Genomic DNA, 17,282 nt, shown 5'->3' with positions numbered 1-17,282 from the left:
GTGTAGTCCAATAAACGACAGTGGCTTATTCAGTCACGCCCAGTTCGATACGTCGGAACTGGCTCACACGAATGTTTTCGCCGTTTTTTGCCACCTGCTGCTTAATACGCTCGCCCACAGTTATGCTGTCGTCGAGGATGAAGACTTGCTCGGTAAGCACTTGGTCTGCGAAGTATTTACTTAGTTGACCTTCTACGATTTTCTCACGGATTTCTTCTGGTTTTTTGGCCAGGTCATCGCTTGCGAGTAATTCAGCTTTCTTAGCTTCGTAGATATCACTCGGTACATCTTCCATGGTCGGATAGACTGGTGCCATAGCCGCAACCTGCATTGCCATCTGGTGGGCAAATTCACGGAATTCGGGCAGACGCGCCACAAAATCAGTTTCGCAGTTCACTTCTACGACCACGCCGATACGATCGCTGTGCACATAGCTATCGATTATACCTTCGCGGGTCTCACGGTCACCTTTTTTCTCAGCCTTGGTCAGACCTTTTTTGCGTAGCGCTTCGAGCGCTTTGTCAAAATCACCATCAGCTTCGACAAGTGCCTTTTTGGCATCGCCAAGACCAAGGCCAGTGATTTCTTTGAGTTTCTTTACATCTTCGAGAGATACGCCCATCGATTATTTCTCCTCTTTATTTTTGCCTTCAGCGACTGCTTGCACGAAGTAGTCGAGGATCAGGCTGATACCTTTGATCGCATCGTCATTTGCAGGTACCACATAGTCAATACCATCTGGATTTGCATTGGTATCAACAAGTGCAACTACAGGTACGCCGAGCGTCTTGGCTTCGCGCACAGCATTGGCGTCAGACAGGATGTCGACGATCACAACCGCACCAGGACGACCGTTCAGATCTTTGATGCCGCCGTATTTAGTATTCAGAAGATCGATCTCTTCCTGGAAACGCTGCACTTCGAGCTTGTTGTAGCGCTTTTCGAGTTCGCCACTTTCCATGCGCTTTTCGAGTGTTTTCAACTTCTTGATCTGCTGGTTCACTGTCGCAGAGTTGGTCAGCATACCACCGATCCAGCGCTCAGTCACGTATGGCTGACCAGCTTTGTCGGCTGCAGCCTTTACGACGTCTTTGGCCTGCTTCTTCGTGCCTACGAAGAGGACTTGCTTACCACTTGCAGCAACCTTGGTGACAAACGGCAGTGCCACGTCCAGACCTTCGACAGTCTTTGTCAGATCGATGATATGACTGTCTTGGCGCTTGCTATGAATGTACGGCGCCATCTTTGGGTGCCAACGGCTCGTTTTGTGTCCAAAATGAACACCAGCTTCGAGCAGCTGTTTAATATCAACCTCTACGGCCATGATATTACTCCTTGTTCCTCACCGCTCATCCCGAGATACCAGGAGTATATGAACGGTTGTGTCATTAAAATTGTTACCTGTTAACTATAGCACAAAAGCATCCTTGTGCCAAGTTACCTACGCGAGTTTATGGGCAGCCTGGATCAGATCGCGAAGCTTAGCTTCGTCGAATATCCCAGAACCTTTTTCGGTCTCGACACTACTTGCCACCAATACCTCATCGACACTCCCCTCAAAATCGGCGATATTATCGATATCTATGCCGCTAGCCAGCGCTAGCAAACCCTCTCCGCTCTCACCTGTCGCCAGTTGGCGTTTCATAGCTCTGGTTTTTTGCGGGTCCGCAGACCTCCCAGTCTCCGGTCCACTCGTCACAAGTACGTCCGCGAAGTTATTATACATATATGCCTGAGTGGCCGCCTCCGCCGGATCTTCGGTGTAAGAATCCGTGTATTTAAACGCCACACCGCCAAGAGTGCGCATGCCATCCAGACGCGGGGTCTTGCGTACGTGCGCCAACATGTCTGCGTCGTGGCCGTGCCAGGTAATGTCGTCTACCCAGAGTCCGCTTGGTGCGGCTATGCCCACCACCTCTTGTTTGGTCATCGCAACGGCTTCTCGTGGTGAGCGTGCTTGGAGGATATTGATCCCTACGTAGCTCTCTTGAGGTGTCGCCTGTCGCACCGCAGCATATGCGCGAAATAATTCCGCGACAGCTGTCTCCCCTGCCGCATGCCGTATCAGATACACGCCATCCGCATCATGCTCAAATGCAAGCTCCGACTGCGTAACAGCCTGCGATAGACCTTTTTCTCCCCCACCTATATGCACCACTGGAAATATCTTCATGCGCACAGTATGACATACTACATATCTAGTGCAAATCTACACGGCACATCGAATCAGTTTTCTGCTATGCCTGTGTCTCGTCTTCGGGTAAATTTGTCTTGATGAGTTCGTCCTGAGCCATAGCTTCCAAAAACCTTGCCGTCTCTTTGTCCAAAGGCTTGTTTTCTTTTCCTATCCGACCCGCTACAACTCCTTCGTACTCATTACCACCGACTCTTGTCAGAATAATACGCAGCTTGTCCTCTTCTTCGCTGCCTAGAGTCACCTGCACTTCGCTGCTAGTGCCCTGTTCATCAAGCACCGTCACCGCTCGATACTCAACACCTTGCTCGGCACCAAAACCTGGCATTTCAGCCTTCCCTGTTTTCTCATGCAGCGTATATTCCGACGTAAGTTGGCGTTCAATGTCCCCCCGCTGGGCAAGAGTATCAAAAAGCCCCGTCAGCTGATTAACTTGCTCGCGGTCAGCTTCGTTGGCATACGGACTACTAAAATCCCATTGATTAGGCTCAGTCGGTACAAAATCATCGTGACTCAGTTTGGTTATTTCACTCATAGCTGTTTATTTCCTTTTTGTTGATCGTTTGTATCTTTTTCTTGAATAGTACTACTATAGCAAATTATTGTTAATTTGTCAATATTTATTCACGATACTGCCTGCTCAGGGCGGCTAAAAGTGACTGCGCGTATCAACACCCTGAGGCGTAGATGACGACGTAATAATGCGTGGCATATTCATGCTAGGTACAGCAAAGGGACTATTCGCGGCCGCATACCCAGCGTCAAATGGCGTTGCGCTAGTTCTGCCGTACCCAGGCTGCGGCATAGTATAGAGAGGTTCGTAGCGAGACGATGCCTGAGGTGGTGACGCATACGCACCGGGAGCGAATTGACCTGGAGCAGGCGGCGTAAATGGGTTAAACGTACCAGCTCCCCTGTCGGGCCCTGACGCACCAGCGAATACATCTCGCGTGGCGTCCCACGCAGCTCCGCGAAGTGCTCCTCCATGCTGGTCCCACTGCACGGCACCTTCTACATGTGCACCCCGGTACGCCCCCTTCGCGGCATGGACATACGTGGCACCAGTCTTGAGTCCCAGGATCGATTTTAATACACCTTTGACGCTCCATTTGCCATTTTCTTTTTTCGCGCCAGTCTCGAGCAACGCGCCGCGCACTGCAGCCCCACCTATCTCTGTGCCTATACGCACTGCCCGCTCTCGCACCTCTGGATTGCCTACGAAATTGGCGGCTATGTCACGCGAATGTCCGAACGCGCCGGCCATACCCTCCCGTTGCAATATATTGGCACCTCCGTAGGCTACCTTTCCTATATTATGTACAGTCTGGGGATTTTGCCGGTACCAGTCGTAGCCTTTACGTGTTGTCTCGGCTACAGTTCTCAATTTATTAAACATTTGAGGCGTTTTCTATTTTTTGTGTTTTGTAGATTATCTAAGATCATAATACACTAAATTTGATTTATTGTCAATATAAGTTCACACTGACCCATACCAAAACCATAAGCATAGTGTTATACTGAACGCACCATGAAAGAAACGTTTCGTCGGGCAGCGACACGAGTCTCCAATCTTACCGGTACGGCCGGTGTATTCCTCGGCGCAGTGGCTATCGTGCTCATTTGGGGTATCACCGGACCGCTGTTTAATTTCTCCGATACATGGCAGCTCGTCATCAATACTGGCACCACCATTGTCACCTTCCTGATGGTATTCCTCATCCAAAACACGCAAAATCGTGACGGCAAAGCCATCCAGATCAAGCTCGACGAGCTCATCCGCGCTACCGGTGCCCGCACACAATATGTCGGTCTTGAAGACTTGAGCGACCAAGACCTTGCCACGCTCGACGAAGGGTTCAAGCGCATGGCGCAAAATGCCGACTCTGCTCACGCTATAGAAAAAATGCGCGCCAAACTCAGCGACGAACACACCCGTCGCCACAAACTCCGCCAACACTCGACCAACTCCACACCACCCATTGAGAAACCTGCAGTCGTAGCACCGACCCAGGAGGCGTCATTACCAGCCGATGGCGCCAAAATTACCGCACCAGACGGCCGCACATATCGCCAAGTGCATGGCCGCATGCTACCTCGTCATCGCACACACCCGCATGCAAATTCCAGTCAACGCGTACTCCGCTAGGCTTCTCATGTCTGGTACTATAGAGCCATAGCATGAGCAAAAAACACGCAGCTACCAGTCTCATCGCACTAGGCGCGCTCGGCGTCGTGTTTGGCGATATCGGCACAAGTACACTGTATGCCCTCCAGGCAATTGTGCGGCTTGGTCATATCGATATCCAACCTACATACATCTATGGCATCATCTCGCTCATCATCTGGGCTATCACACTTGTGGTCACGGTGAAATATCTTGGCTTCATTACTCGCGCAAACAATCACGGCGAAGGTGGTATCATGGCACTCGTCGCGCTCACGCAACATGCCAAGCTGGGTACTCATGCGAAATGGCTGATGGTACTACTCGGTATCTTGGGCATGGGTCTGTTCTACGGAGACAGCATCATTACTCCCGCCATCTCGGTACTCTCTGCTGTTGAAGGTGTTACAACTATCTCGCCATCGATCAGCTACGCCATCGTACCTGTCACAGTCGTGATTCTCTGCGGGCTTTTCGCCCTGCAGTCACGCGGCACCGGCACAATCGGCAAAGTCTTTGGGCCTATCATGCTTCTCTGGTTCCTCGTATCCGCAGTAGGTGGTCTCGCGCAAATAATTCAGCACCCAGATGTACTGGTCGCGCTCCTGCCAACCACCGCCCTCGGATTCATTACCGCCCATCCGCTAGTGGCGTTTGTGTCCATGGGCGCTGTTATCTTGGCCATCACTGGCGCCGAAGCGCTCTACGCCGACATGGGGCATTTCGGCCGCAAACCAATCGCCATCGCTTGGCTCGCCTGCGCGTTTCCTGCTCTCGTGCTCACCTATATGGGTCAGGGCGCGCTCATCGTGGCGCAGCCAGATGCTATCACGAGCGCGTATTTTCTTATGTTCCCAGATGCAATCCGCATATTTGTCGTAGCACTTGCTACCGTAGCAACTCTCATCGCTTCACAGGCTGTCATTGCTGGCGCATTTTCACTCACCGCACAGGCAATCCAACTTGGTTTTGCACCGCGTCTCACCGTGCGCTATACCTCGTCGTCTATTGGTCAGGTCTACTTACCGTTTATCAATTGGCTTCTGTGCATAGCAGTCGTAACCCTCGTCATCATCTTTGGCTCTAGCGCCAATCTCGCCGGTGCATTTGGTATGGCGGTGAGCATGGCGCTCACGATTGACACTATATTATTTCTCATCATCTTGCGCACCGTCTGGCAGCGGAGCATTATTTGGGTTGCCCTAGCTGCAATCTGCTTCTTACCAGTTGATCTACTATTTTTTGGTTCGTCGCTCACCAAATTACTTCACGGAGGCTGGCTTCCTATCTCCATTGCCGTACTCGTATTCGCATTCCTTAGCACTTGGGCGAAAGCCCGTGGTATCATCGGGCGTGAACGCCAACATATCGAAGGTTCACTTGATAGCTTTATCGCTGCTCTACCGAGTAAAAAACCAATCCGCCTACCCGGCACTGCCATCTATCTCGGTCACCATCCCGGCTACACACCGCTGGCACTCCATACCGCCGTCGACCAGCTTCATGAGCTTCATGAGCGCGCTGTTATCGTCAATGTAATCACCGCTCCGGTGCCGCATGTATCCCCGGAGGATCGTATCGTCTACGACGATCTTGGATCGCCCGACGACGGGATTAGCCATCTCACGCTCCAGTTTGGATTCAAAGATGTCGTCCACGTACCGCACGCGCTGACAGATTTACAGCATATCAGCCCAGAGGTCGATTTTGAACCAACTGACGTCACTTACTTCATCTCTACAAGTGAGCCATCACTTACTCGCCGACACAATCTGGCACGCTGGCGCAAATACCTCTATCGATCCATGGCAGCCAATGCCGCAGACCCCACAGACTACTACCACCTGCCTCCAGAGCGTACGCTTGAGCTGCGCTCGTTCATCGACTTATAGCGATTAGCAGGGTGTTTACAGGCGGCCATATCTCTGGTACAATTGTTCAGATATGAAAAGCAGTATACACCCTACCAACTACCGACTTGTCGTATTTAGCGACGAAGTCGCAGGGTTTTCGTTCTTGACCCGCTCGACAGCACCAACCAAGGACACAGTCAAATGGGAAGATGGCAACGAATACCCACTCGTCAAAGTGCACATTTCAAGTGCCAGCCACCCATTCTTCACCGGCGAAGAGAAGATCATCGATACCGAAGGTCGTGTCGACCGCTTCAAAGCCCGCTTCGCAAAAGCCGAAGAGCGCAAACAAGCACTGGCAAACAAAGCCAAGAAGCAAAAAGCCGAGTCAGCAAAAAAGGCCGACAAAGTCGCCTAATGCGACAACAATATCACAAAATACCGCCCTCCCAGAGAGCGGTATTTTGTGTAGATATATCTCAACTGGCGTTAGTAGCTCGAAAAATCGTAAATACTCGAGATAGGAAATCGGTCGGCATTCACTGCACACATCTTGTCGTCACTATGCGCGCCGCTATGCGCCTTGCCCGTGTCAGAATACGTCAGCGCATTGACCATGGGTAATCTATCTGTCGTACTTGCTTCCATCACGTGGCGTACACTTACCACAAAAGCATCTAGCACCTCAGGGCTTAGGTTACGCTCTCGATTTTCGAGGCTTCCTGTTCTATCGGGCATGAAAAATGCCTGCATACGACCCTTGAGTGCCTCTGCACCTTCATCTCCTTGGAGGTCAGAGGGATAGACCTTGATATTTGTATATGGGTCACTAGTTCCTTGAGTCACCCAGACAGTATGGCAGCTTTCATCGAACAAGCTCTCGCTTGCGCTCACTTCATTTTGTCCGCTACACGCTCCCGTGATCGCGCATGCCGCAGCCATCGATACGACAAATCCATACTGACTTTTGCTATGTTCACCGGTCCATGATTCTCTGATTTTCATGCAATTCTCCTTGACCAATATATATACTGATTCAAACAAGCTGTCAATTGCTTTATATACCTCTCTCCAATCTGTTATAATAACATTACTATGGCCAAAATTTCACTCAACCTTGCTGAGCTCAAAACTGAGTACGAAGTACTCAAGCAATTCCTTTCAAGCCCAGATGCCTATGCCGATTCGCAATTCACAGTCAAAAATAAGCGCTTCTCTGAACTCGAATCGCTCATAGCCCTCGCACACAAACGCGAGCAGCTAACACAGAATATTGCCGAAGCTCGTGAACTCGCCGGAGGTGGCGACGAACTAGCTGAGCTTGCCAAGCAGGACATCATCGACTCCGAAGCCGAACTTACCAAGCTCGAAGAGGACCTGTTCATCATGCTCACACCCAAAGATCCGAACGACGACAAAAACGTTATCATGGAGATCCGCGCAGGCGCTGGGGGCGATGAAGCGAGTCTCTTCGCGGCTGAGCTTTATCGCATGTATTTGCGATTTTGTGAGACACATGGCCTTAAGACAGAGCTCATTAGTGAGAGCGCCAACGACGCCGGTGGCTACAAAGAAGTCGTATTCCTCATCAAAGGCGGTGCTCCGTATTCTACCCTCAAATTCGAGAGTGGCGTGCACCGTGTCCAACGCGTGCCAGCCACCGAGAGCCAAGGTCGCATCCACACGAGTACCGTCACTGTCGCCGTGCTGCCAGAAGCCGAAGAGACAGATATCGAGATAAATCCGGGCGACCTACGTATCGATATCTTCCGCGCCAGCGGTCACGGTGGTCAGAGCGTTAACACCACCGACAGTGCCGTGCGTATCACTCACCTACCAACTGGCCTCGTGGTCTCCAACCAAGACGAAAAATCGCAACTTAAGAACAAAGAAAAAGCCATGAGCGTCCTCCGCTCACGCCTCCTCCAGCAGAAGATCGACGAAGAAAACGCGCGCGCCACCGCCGAACGCCGCAGCCTCATCGGCAGCGGCGACCGCAGCGAGAAGATCCGCACTTACAACTTTCCCCAAGACCGCATCACCGATCACCGCATTGGCTACAGTCGATCCGGCATTCCTCAGGCGATGGACGGCCGTATCGACGATCTCGTCGAAAAGCTTCAGGCTTACGAGCGCGAGCTGAAGGCTCAAAACGCCGAACAGTAAGATGAAGATAAAACTAGGTCATAAATTGCTATTTTCTGCAATATTTGCCATACTATACCAGATATGACAATCTCCGCCTGGCTTATAGACGCCACTAAGCAGCTTAAAGACATCGGCATTGAATCAAACCGATTGGATGCTGAATTGATATTGGCCCACACCCTTCGCAAACCTCGCACCTACCTCCATGCCCACCTAGACGAAGAAATTGACGAGCGCCGCTACGACATCGCAAACGCCCGGCTCGACCTGCGCCTGGAACGCACACCACTCGCCTACATCACAGGCCACAAAGAGTTCTACGGCCGCAGCTTCAGTGTGACGCCTAGCGTACTCGTGCCCCGTCCAGAGTCTGAAGCTCTAATCGAGTGGCTCCTCGAGCTTACTGGAGACGAGATCACTCCCAAGAAGCTGGTCGATGTCGGCACCGGCTCTGGCATCCTGGGTATCACCGCCAAGCTCGAGCGTCCGCACCTGGATGTGCTGCTCACAGACATCGACGCTAAAGCCCTCACTGTAGCCACTCGCAACGCCGAGCAACTCGGTGCATCCGTACATACTCGCCGCGACAATTTACTCGACACCCAGGGATACCAAGCCGAATATATCGTGGCTAATTTGCCATATGTCGACGAAGCGTGGAATGACGTATCGCCAGAATTGCAGCATGAGCCGCAGCACGCGCTCTATGCCTCACAAGGTGGACTCAAGCTCATCTACCAGCTACTGCCCCAGCTCGAACGTTGGCTTACCCCTGGCGGCATAGCACTGCTTGAAGCCGATCCCACACAGCACGCTACTATACAAGATGCCGCCCAGTCATACGGACTGAACGGCATAGGCTCGCACGATTATGCGCTTGGACTCGTGCGAGACTAGAATCCAAACAGGCTGCGTGGATCGATAGATTGCTCTTCGTCTTGCTGCGTGCTCTGTGATTGCGTGGTCGTCTGCGATGCACCCTCGTACTTAGCAAGTGTCAATTTGGTTGCCTGTTCTTTGCCGTCGCGGAGATAGGTCACCTGAACAGCGTCACCTGGTTTGTACTGTCCGATGATAGTCGTAATACTACCCTCTTCGCCCACCACGGAATTATTGATCTTGGTGATGATATCTCCGTCTTTGATACCGGCTTTGTCGGCTGGACCACCAGATACCACTGCCTCAGTGCTATTATCGCCGCTCACCAGTGCACCTTGCTTGACAGGTAAGTTTTTCTCTTTGGCAATAGCTGGGGTAATATCGACGTAGCGCACACCTATGTAGGCTCGTTCTACCTTGCCGTTTTCAATCACGCTTGCCAGTACGCCTTTGGTTGCGTTAATAGGAATCGCAAAACCGATACCCTGCGCATCGCTGGCCACAGCCGTATTGATACCGACCACCTGACCGGCGCTATTGACGAGCGGACCACCAGAGTTACCTGGATTGATTGCTGCATCTGTCTGCACAAGACCCGTAAGTGATTCGGTACTATTACCATCACCAGATGAAGCCGTGACAGGACGATTCAATCCAGAGACAATCCCACTAGTAACCGTGTTGTTATACTCACCGAGCGAATTACCAATTGCGACGACACTCTGTCCAATTTTGAGCGTACTTGAGTCGCCCAATTCTGCAGCCGCCAAGTTATTCACACCTGATATCTTCAGAAACGCTACGTCGTTAAGTGGGTCTGAACCGATGACTTTGACGTTTTCGTAGATATCACCAGCAGAAGTCGTGATCGAGACAGTACTTGCGCCGTCTATCACATGATTATTGGTCATCACATAGCCATCTTTGCTCACGATTATGCCTGTACCTGCACCCTGACCAACTGCTTGGCCGCGTGAGTTTTCGACATTGGTTGAAATAGAGACCACACTTGGCGCAACCTTCGTCACTACCTGAGAGATGTCCTGCTCCGACTGTGAGCGCAGGATATTGCCGTCGTTTTGGGAATGTGTGATGACCCTCAGTGGATTGCTAAAATGCGTCATAGTCCAGGTGCCGATCCCGCCACCGAGTAACGCCACGACAAACACCGTGATCACCAGACTAACTCGTTGCCCCATTCTACTGTGCGACGCGCGAGGTGGTTTGCCGGCAGGCGGCGGTGCCACCGCTTGGGGGGCTGCTTTTGTCTTGGGCCTTGTATCTGTAGATTTCGATGAAGTTTTTGTGGTCATGATACCCCCTAGTCTAGTATTATTTTCTGAGAAGTGACTTAGATTATACCAGCGCCAGCACTAAAGAATAGTGCGAGCACCATAATCACTAGCCCCACAAATACAGCTGGCGCCACCGCATCAACACTCCGCAGCGACTTGCCACTTACTGCCACCGAGTAGAGGCGTATTGCCAAAAAACCAACTAGTCCGATAATGATAGCCGCTTGTGACAGCTTCAGATCACCAAGTACTGTAGCGCCGTAGGCTACCGTCCAGTGGTATGACACCCAGGCGATTTCTGCTATGAATAGGCCAAACACCATAGCCAGTAGTGATGGCTGATCCTCCTCACGTACCACTAGCACGTGTCGTGCTGCACCGTATGCCATCACAAACACAGACAGTACAGTCACAATCTGCGGCAGTGTATATGACAGAGCCATAATCGCCCATGCACCCAAAAACAAGCTCGTACCTGCTTGATACACAATCCAGCGCTCAGTCGAACGTGGCTTGACAACGATCAACCATAGCGCATATAGCACCGCAATTACTACTTGCAGTATTGCACCGTACTCAGCGCTCGAGCCGGCCAGGTACAAGAGTACAATAGTACTCACGCTCACCGACAAGTCGACGATGTTGGCCAAGATATTCGCCCACCAGTAGCGCGGGCGTACCGCCAAAATACGCCACTTACTCACCAGTACAAGCGCCAGTGCCAAAAAGCTCGAACCTGTTGACACAAGCGCAAACATCGCAGCAGCTAGTGCTGCGTTGAGTGCGATATGGAGCGCTTCGCTGAGGAGGCTTTTTCGCCTCGATGCCTTCAAAAATTCCATAGTTACTAGGGTCTATTGTAGCACAGTTTTACTGAGATTGACTCTGTGCGATTGTACCAACGACCACTACAAACTTGGTCTCGGCACCCACTAGTGCTGGTGGATCACCGGCGGTGACCTTGACACCGTAGATTTTTTGCAGGCGAGCTTTGGTGGCGGCGTTACCATCACCGATCTGGTATATCTTGACTTTGCCATAGTCGCCAGCAGGTGCGTTGTCTACCGCGCCCAGAGTAAAGCCTTTACTTTCAAGCTTATCGGCCTCCACTTGTGCTGCGCCAGCGATACCAGAGCCGTTGAGCACTGCCACTTCGGCCGCCTCTTTCGTGACATCGTCGCTGTTGATCTGTTTCTGGATGTATTTTTGTACGCCGCTGTAATCATAGAGACCGTCCAGCGGCTTAACGACACTTTGTCCGCTCACATTACCCGTCGTCAGTACCATTTCACCTTCTTTTGTGAGGCTAATCGACTGTAGCTTGTCACCCTTTACTACCTGGCCGAGATCTGCCAGCGTACGAATCTCTTTAACCTCGAAATTAGTACGGAGATTATTCCCAAATGCATCCATCAGCGCCGTCACCTTGCCGACATTTGTCAGCGTGCCTGCGCTAATCGCCTTTTCCTGGATTGCGCGGAGAACTTTTTGCTGGTTTTTCTCGCGATCGAAGTTGCCATTTGGCAAACCGTAGCCACCCTGCGCATTGCGCGCACGGGCAAACGCTAGTGCGTGTGCACCGTCCATCTGCGCCACTTGTCCATTTTTGTAGTCCACCATATGACACTTATGCCCACACTGCCAGTCGAAGTTCGGGTCATAAATGCCCCGTGGATCTTCGCTTTCGATCGTCACAGTTATACCACCTACAGCGTCGACAGCGTCGCGCACTACGGTGTTATTGACGTGCACATAGTACTGCAAGTCCATACCGAACACTTCACCGACCTTTTTCTGCAAGGCTGCCATGCCAGCTGCTTCGTTTTTGCCGTTTTCGGAGCCACACATATAGACCGTGTTGATTTTCGCCTCGTAGCCCACATCGCAGGCCTCGTCGAGCTTGACCCACATATCACGCGGCATACTCACCATGTAGGCGTTCTTCTTATTTTGATCGATACTGAGTACCATGATAGAGTCTGTTAGATTACCACCAGGATGTTCGCCCCCTTCATCGTCTTCCGATGTACCGACGACCAAGATATTCGATCGACCGTTTTCATCCATCTTGAGTGGTGCTTTCTGTACGAAGTCAAAGATATTGCCCTTAAACGCTTTACTACCAGCCATGTAGGCTTTCACGCCCACATATCCAGCAACCGCCAAAATAACTATAAGTAGCGCAATCAACACACGCTTGATAATTTTTTTGCGTTTCGCCTTTTGCTCGGGTGTTTTTTTGACACGGCCCTTGACGTCACGCTCCGGCTCGTCGATCTGCTTTAGTGAATCGTCAATCTCACTGCGACTCACGCCTACTCGCGGACGAGCATCCGCTTCGATACCAGGTGTCGGTGCATGATCTTTGACCTGTGGCAACTTAGGATTAGCCGGTGTTTGAACTGGCGTAGCTCCCACTGTGCGACCACGATTTCGTGGCACAAATCCATCAACAGAGTGTTTTGGTTTACTCATAAATTCTCCACCTATAATACCCGACTTACCCCTCGTGTGAAACCCCAAAATGCTTAAGAAAACCTGCATAGCTTTTCTACGAGCGCTCATGTATAGTGGGAGCAGTGAATACAAGTTTTCTACAACGACATCAGGGTCTCCGTGATGTACTCGGTCTCATTGTCTTCGTCGTCTGCGTAGCAGCCGGCACGCTTTTCATCAATACGTTTATATTTCGTACTTTTTCTGTCGTCGGACCCAGCATGGAAACGACGATGTATACCGGTGATCGCCTGATTGTCAATCGCCTCCCCGTCACTGGTGCCCAACTCCAAAACAAGGAGTATGTACCAAACCGTGGCCAGATCATAGTATTCAAAAACCCCAACTACACCATAGGGAGCCCCGACGAATACATCGTTAAAAGAGTTATTGGATTCCCAGGTGAACGCGTAGTCGTCAAAGACGGCAAGATCACCGTCTATAACGCTGGCCACCCGGCTGGCTTCAATCCAGATGACGCCAATCACGGCGAACCAGGCCAGCCCACAAGTGGCGATGTCGATGAAACGGTTCCTGACGGCACATTGTTCGTATCAGGCGACCATCGCCAGGGCAACTTCTCGCTCGATTCACGCAGTGGCCTCGGTACTATCCCCTACTATGATGTTGTTGGTCCTGTCAGTCTCCGTATCTGGCCGCTCGACAAAATTCGCACATTTTAGCATAAGCCCTCTCACATTACTAAAAACCTCCGCATAGTCAGCGGAGGTTTTTAGTAATAGGCATGCGGATCTACTCACCATTCAGCAGCTTTTCAATACGCGCAAACTCGTCGGCGTTTTTGAATGAGATGGTGATAGCACCGGCACCCCGACTATTGGTTCGGATCTTAACAGGGGCCGCAAAGCGTTTCGTGAGTCGCTGCACTTCTGACTCATGGTTTGTAGCTTTTGCCGCTTCTTTGGGTGTGGTTTTATCTGTCTTCTTAAGGTCCACGATAAACTGCTCGATACGACGTGCGCTCCACTGCTCCTTCAGAATCTGCGGCAGCACATCTTCTACAATCTCCGTATCAAGCCCGATCAGTGGACGTACCTGCCCTTCGGTGACCTGTCCAGCCACAAGAGCTTCCTTTACGGCAGAGTGTAGCTTGAGAAGACGCATCTTGTTGCTGATGGTGCTTGGATTTCTCGCTCCCATACGCGTAGCAATTTCACTCATCGACAGATTAAACTGATCACGCAACTTGAGGTATGCCGTAGCTGTCTCGAGTGGATTAAGGTCTTTGCGCTGCAAATTTTCTATCAGCGATAGCTCGAGCTTGTGCTGCGCGCTTAGTGTTCGTACTAGGGCGGGAATCTTGTCGAGTCCAGCCCTACCGGCGGCGCGCCAGCGTCGTTCACCGGCCACAATCACATAGCCATCGCCTCGCGGCACCACTACGATAGGCTGCACTACACCATGCTCGCCGATAGATGCTGCCAATTCGTCAAGCGCTTGTTCGTCAAAATGTCGACGCGGCTGCTCCGCGTCCGGCACAATCTGTGAGACTTTGATCTGACGCAGATCACTCACCTGCTGGTCCTGCGACGCTGTCGGATCAAAGGATTCGTCCAGTAACTCATCCGGTATCAGTGACGAAAAACCGCGCCCTAGTCCTTTTTTAACCATCGATTCGCTCCTCCAGCTCCTTCGTAACTGCCTTGTAAGCCCGTGCACCCTTGCTCCATTTGTCGTATTCGCCTATTGGCAATCCGTGGCTTGGTGCTTCAGCTAGACGAATGTTGCGCGGTACAGTTGTTTTGAACACACGACCGGGAAAATGCTTCTTAATCTCTTCATGCACCTGCGTACTGAGACTGGTACGCTTATCTACCATAGTTGGCAGCACACCGATTAGATCAAGCGTCGGATTCATATTTTTGCGTATTAGCTTCATCGTCTCAAGCAACTGCCCTAGTCCTTCGAGCGCATAGAATTCCGCTTGTACCGGAAGCAGCACATAGCGCGCTGCGATCAGCCCGTTGACGGTCAGAAGACTCAGACTTGGAGGACTATCGATAATCACATAATCGTAATTCGGCGTTGTATTGATAGCATTCCGCAGGCGCGTGAAGCGACGGTTTGCCTGTGCTAGCTCTACCTCAGTATTTGCCAGGTGTGGGGTGCTCGGCGCCAAATACAGATTCTTGAACTCCGTCTCGATAATTATGTCGCGGAGTAGCTTTGTCTCAAGCATCACTTCGCTCATCGTCCCGTCGAGCGATTCTTTGTCAATCCCGAGTCCGCTCGTAGCGTTACCTTGCGGGTCAAAATCCACCAGCAGCGTCTTCTTGCCAGACTTTGCCAAATAATACGCGATATTCACCGCGCTCGTTGTCTTACCGACCCCACCTTTCTGATTCGTCACCGAAATAACAGTTGTCATGTATGTGTTTGTACCCTCTTACTAGGTACTAGTATAGCACGAGCGTTACCGTTTTTGACGTATTTTCTAGAGAGACGTGTCCCGAACCCTGCGGATATTTTCGAGTGTGCCAAAAAGTACGTCCCTCGCACTTGTCACGTCCAACTCATAGAGTTTGTCCCTATCTTGGCAATTCTCCAAGTATGCTTTTACATCTAACTTCTGGGTATCTTTGCTATTTCTTCGTAAACGCAGTGCAAATAGCGAAGCTTCTTCCCCGACATGAGTCAGTGCCACGCACTGCTGTGTTGCTGACACGTCATTTGCTATTACATTCACCACTTCTGGTTTTACGAAATATGCTTTAGTGGAAAGATTCCGGCGATACACATCCTCCAGATACATGTTAAGTGCCACTTCATATTCCAATAATTGATCGTCACGCATATTCATCGTTTTCATGCCCAGATAACGCCACAGATGCTGCGACTCAAGACACCAGCTATCTTGGAATAGGCGCGCAAACTCGCGCGTCTGCCTCACCCGCCAATCTGTCATACGATACGACAGTTGCGTTACATCGAAGTGCATATCATGCATTCTTCCATCGATACCCTCAGCCATATTAGCGTTTCTTCCGTCACCCTCCTGTCGAATCTCTATGGGTAGATCACCTTCTGCCACTATTTCTTTCTCGTAGACTCCTTCTATACCTACAGTGGTACTCGTCACACGAGCTAGCAGCTTATGAGTTCCGTTGTCTTGTTGCTTGATAACAAATTCGCTGAGCTCCCCTATTATATTTGTACGACCTATCTGGTCTGATATCGGATACGAGCCATCTGCGGTAGTTTCGTCCACACTCGCGTCAAATGCCAGATACACTTGTAGGGGATCACCGAAATAATCCTCTGACTCGGCTATGAGCTCATTGCCATATTCGGCTAAATCATCGAGATCCTCCTTGCTAAACCAAGTGACCTTCTCTGCGACTATATCTATATATTGATAAAACTGCGCAACAACTGGCTCTGAAGTTGGCTCTGCAGTATCGAGATCATTATCAAAATAATATTCGCTCATGCTTATCTCTATAAAACAAAAACGCCCGTTTCCGGACGTCTTTGCTCACTCTGGATTATTTGATCGTGACGATCTCCAGCTTGCTGTATTTCTGGCGGTGGCCAGTCTGGGTGTTGACGCGCTTTTTGCTCTTGTAGCGAATCACGCGGATTTTGTCGCCTTTTACTTCTGGCTCGGTAACTTTTGCAGTTACAACGACACCTTTGACAGTTGGCGTACCGACAGTGGTTTTGTCACCATCGATGACGAGGAGCGCGTCCGTCTTGAGCTCTTTTGTTCCTTCCGGGAGGAGGTCCACCAGGAGGGTCTCTTTTTCCGCTACGACGAACTGTTTGCCGCCGACACGGATGACTGCTTTCTTTGTCATGATTTTCCTTACGAATTATTATCAATCAAGTTCTGATTATACCAGACTCTCACCTCTAGAGCAAGAGTTGGGCGCCGATCGGCGGAGTGAGCAGTAAGTACTACGTCAAACTCCGCCGATCGGCATCACTCGTGTCACATCGTGACATGAGATGAGTGAAATCCGGGATCTTCCGGGTTGAGTGGCTGCGTCGCGACCGAGTCTGGCCAGAGCTTCGCGTGAAGTGCGGCGATGCCGAGCACCACGACATCGCGAAATGTCTTGGCAAAACCACCGTTGTGCTTGGCCAGAAACTGCAGCTTGCCTGTTAGCGTTCCGCCCAGCAGCTCCTCTGCCGCCACACGTGTGATCTTCTTTGCTATCATGTCATCACCTCCTCGGCGTCTCTGGATAGCGTGTATACTATAGCATAAAAACAAACCCTCGGCAATTCAC

The 17,282-nt window shown here is 51.0% G+C and carries 20 protein-coding genes; 6 read left to right on the top strand and 14 right to left on the bottom strand.

Annotated features, from left to right (window positions below):
* Window positions 1–25: 25 nt before the first annotated feature.
* The 5 genes from tsf to GII36_RS01475 form a co-directional block, all read right to left on the bottom strand.
* Window positions 26–622 carry a translation elongation factor Ts gene (gene tsf, locus GII36_RS01495; protein ID WP_260763896.1) on the bottom strand — a complete coding sequence of 199 codons (597 nt, stop codon included), beginning with the start codon at window positions 620–622 and terminating at the stop codon, window positions 26–28.
* A 3-nt stretch (window positions 623–625) separates the two neighbouring features.
* Window positions 626–1,324: a 30S ribosomal protein S2 gene (gene rpsB / locus GII36_RS01490; RefSeq protein ID WP_260763895.1), complete on the bottom strand. Its 699-nt coding sequence runs from the start codon at window positions 1,322–1,324 to the stop codon at window positions 626–628.
* Between the two features lie 117 nt (window positions 1,325–1,441).
* Complete coding sequence (locus tag GII36_RS01485) at window positions 1,442–2,173, bottom strand: BtpA/SgcQ family protein (protein WP_260763893.1); 732 nt, start codon at window positions 2,171–2,173, stop codon at window positions 1,442–1,444.
* Window positions 2,174–2,237: 64 nt separating this feature from the next.
* Window positions 2,238–2,729 (bottom strand): hypothetical protein, encoded by a 492-nt coding sequence (locus tag GII36_RS01480; protein WP_260763892.1) that lies wholly within the window; start codon window positions 2,727–2,729, stop codon window positions 2,238–2,240.
* A gap of 114 nt (window positions 2,730–2,843) precedes the next feature.
* Window positions 2,844–3,590 (bottom strand): hypothetical protein, encoded by a 747-nt coding sequence (locus tag GII36_RS01475; protein WP_260763890.1) that lies wholly within the window; start codon window positions 3,588–3,590, stop codon window positions 2,844–2,846.
* A gap of 132 nt (window positions 3,591–3,722) precedes the next feature.
* Here GII36_RS01475 and GII36_RS01470 point away from each other — a divergent pair, with 132 nt between their 5' ends.
* From GII36_RS01470 to GII36_RS01460, 3 genes are read left to right on the top strand one after another with little or no spacing between them, the layout of a single operon-like run.
* The gene (locus GII36_RS01470; protein ID WP_260763889.1) at window positions 3,723–4,340 is read left to right on the top strand and encodes a low affinity iron permease family protein; all 618 of its coding nucleotides are present in this window, start codon (window positions 3,723–3,725) and stop codon (window positions 4,338–4,340) included.
* A gap of 32 nt (window positions 4,341–4,372) precedes the next feature.
* Window positions 4,373–6,250, top strand: coding sequence for a potassium transporter Kup (locus GII36_RS01465; protein ID WP_260763888.1), 1,878 nt, complete (start codon window positions 4,373–4,375; stop codon window positions 6,248–6,250).
* 52 nt (window positions 6,251–6,302) lie between these two features.
* Window positions 6,303–6,629 carry a type B 50S ribosomal protein L31 gene (locus tag GII36_RS01460; protein ID WP_260763887.1) on the top strand — a complete coding sequence of 109 codons (327 nt, stop codon included), beginning with the start codon at window positions 6,303–6,305 and terminating at the stop codon, window positions 6,627–6,629.
* A gap of 71 nt (window positions 6,630–6,700) precedes the next feature.
* Here the strand turns inward: GII36_RS01460 and GII36_RS01455 are convergent, their stop codons facing one another.
* A complete protein-coding gene (locus GII36_RS01455) occupies window positions 6,701–7,216 on the bottom strand; it encodes a hypothetical protein (RefSeq protein ID WP_260763886.1) in 516 nt (171 codons plus the stop codon).
* Window positions 7,217–7,306: 90 nt separating this feature from the next.
* Here GII36_RS01455 and prfA point away from each other — a divergent pair, with 90 nt between their 5' ends.
* Entirely contained in the window at window positions 7,307–8,377 is a 1,071-nt protein-coding gene (gene prfA / locus GII36_RS01450; protein ID WP_260763885.1) for a peptide chain release factor 1, read from the top strand.
* Between the two features lie 63 nt (window positions 8,378–8,440).
* Window positions 8,441–9,256 (top strand): peptide chain release factor N(5)-glutamine methyltransferase, encoded by an 816-nt coding sequence (gene prmC, locus GII36_RS01445; protein WP_260763884.1) that lies wholly within the window; start codon window positions 8,441–8,443, stop codon window positions 9,254–9,256.
* On the opposite strand, the gene GII36_RS01440 is transcribed toward prmC, so the two are convergent.
* The 3 genes from GII36_RS01440 to GII36_RS01430 are packed head-to-tail and all read right to left on the bottom strand — an operon-like array spanning window position 9,253 to window position 13,008.
* Complete coding sequence (locus GII36_RS01440) at window positions 9,253–10,551, bottom strand: S1C family serine protease (RefSeq protein WP_260763883.1); 1,299 nt, start codon at window positions 10,549–10,551, stop codon at window positions 9,253–9,255. The two genes, prmC and GII36_RS01440, sit on opposite strands and share 4 nt — an antisense overlap.
* Before the next feature lie 38 nt (window positions 10,552–10,589).
* Window positions 10,590–11,375 (bottom strand): hypothetical protein, encoded by a 786-nt coding sequence (locus GII36_RS01435; protein ID WP_260763882.1) that lies wholly within the window; start codon window positions 11,373–11,375, stop codon window positions 10,590–10,592.
* A gap of 28 nt (window positions 11,376–11,403) precedes the next feature.
* The gene (locus GII36_RS01430) at window positions 11,404–13,008 is read right to left on the bottom strand and encodes an LCP family protein (protein WP_260763880.1); all 1,605 of its coding nucleotides are present in this window, start codon (window positions 13,006–13,008) and stop codon (window positions 11,404–11,406) included.
* Window positions 13,009–13,112: 104 nt separating this feature from the next.
* Between GII36_RS01430 and lepB the strand changes: the two genes are divergently transcribed.
* The gene (gene lepB / locus GII36_RS01425; RefSeq protein WP_260763878.1) at window positions 13,113–13,712 is read left to right on the top strand and encodes a signal peptidase I; all 600 of its coding nucleotides are present in this window, start codon (window positions 13,113–13,115) and stop codon (window positions 13,710–13,712) included.
* A 70-nt stretch (window positions 13,713–13,782) separates the two neighbouring features.
* Here the strand turns inward: lepB and GII36_RS01420 are convergent, their stop codons facing one another.
* The 5 genes from GII36_RS01420 to GII36_RS01400 form a co-directional block, all read right to left on the bottom strand.
* On the bottom strand, window positions 13,783–14,661 hold the full coding sequence (locus GII36_RS01420; protein ID WP_260763876.1) for a ParB/RepB/Spo0J family partition protein: 879 nt from the start codon (window positions 14,659–14,661) through the stop codon (window positions 13,783–13,785).
* Window positions 14,654–15,418, bottom strand: a complete 765-nt coding sequence (locus GII36_RS01415) for a ParA family protein (protein WP_260763874.1) — start codon at window positions 15,416–15,418, stop codon at window positions 14,654–14,656. The genes GII36_RS01420 and GII36_RS01415 overlap by 8 nt, the downstream gene beginning before the upstream one ends.
* A 66-nt stretch (window positions 15,419–15,484) precedes the next feature.
* Window positions 15,485–16,480, bottom strand: coding sequence for a hypothetical protein (locus tag GII36_RS01410; protein WP_260763872.1), 996 nt, complete (start codon window positions 16,478–16,480; stop codon window positions 15,485–15,487).
* 55 nt (window positions 16,481–16,535) lie between these two features.
* On the bottom strand, window positions 16,536–16,847 hold the full coding sequence (rplU, locus tag GII36_RS01405) for a 50S ribosomal protein L21 (protein WP_260763871.1): 312 nt from the start codon (window positions 16,845–16,847) through the stop codon (window positions 16,536–16,538).
* A gap of 134 nt (window positions 16,848–16,981) precedes the next feature.
* A complete protein-coding gene (locus tag GII36_RS01400) occupies window positions 16,982–17,212 on the bottom strand; it encodes a hypothetical protein (RefSeq protein ID WP_260763870.1) in 231 nt (76 codons plus the stop codon).
* Window positions 17,213–17,282: the final 70 nt, after the last annotated feature.

The organism is Candidatus Mycosynbacter amalyticus, from assembly GCF_025273655.1.
In the GTDB taxonomy this organism is placed as follows: domain Bacteria; phylum Patescibacteriota; class Saccharimonadia; order Saccharimonadales; family Saccharimonadaceae; genus Mycosynbacter; species Mycosynbacter amalyticus.
This window is presented reverse-complemented; position numbering and strand designations above follow the sequence as displayed.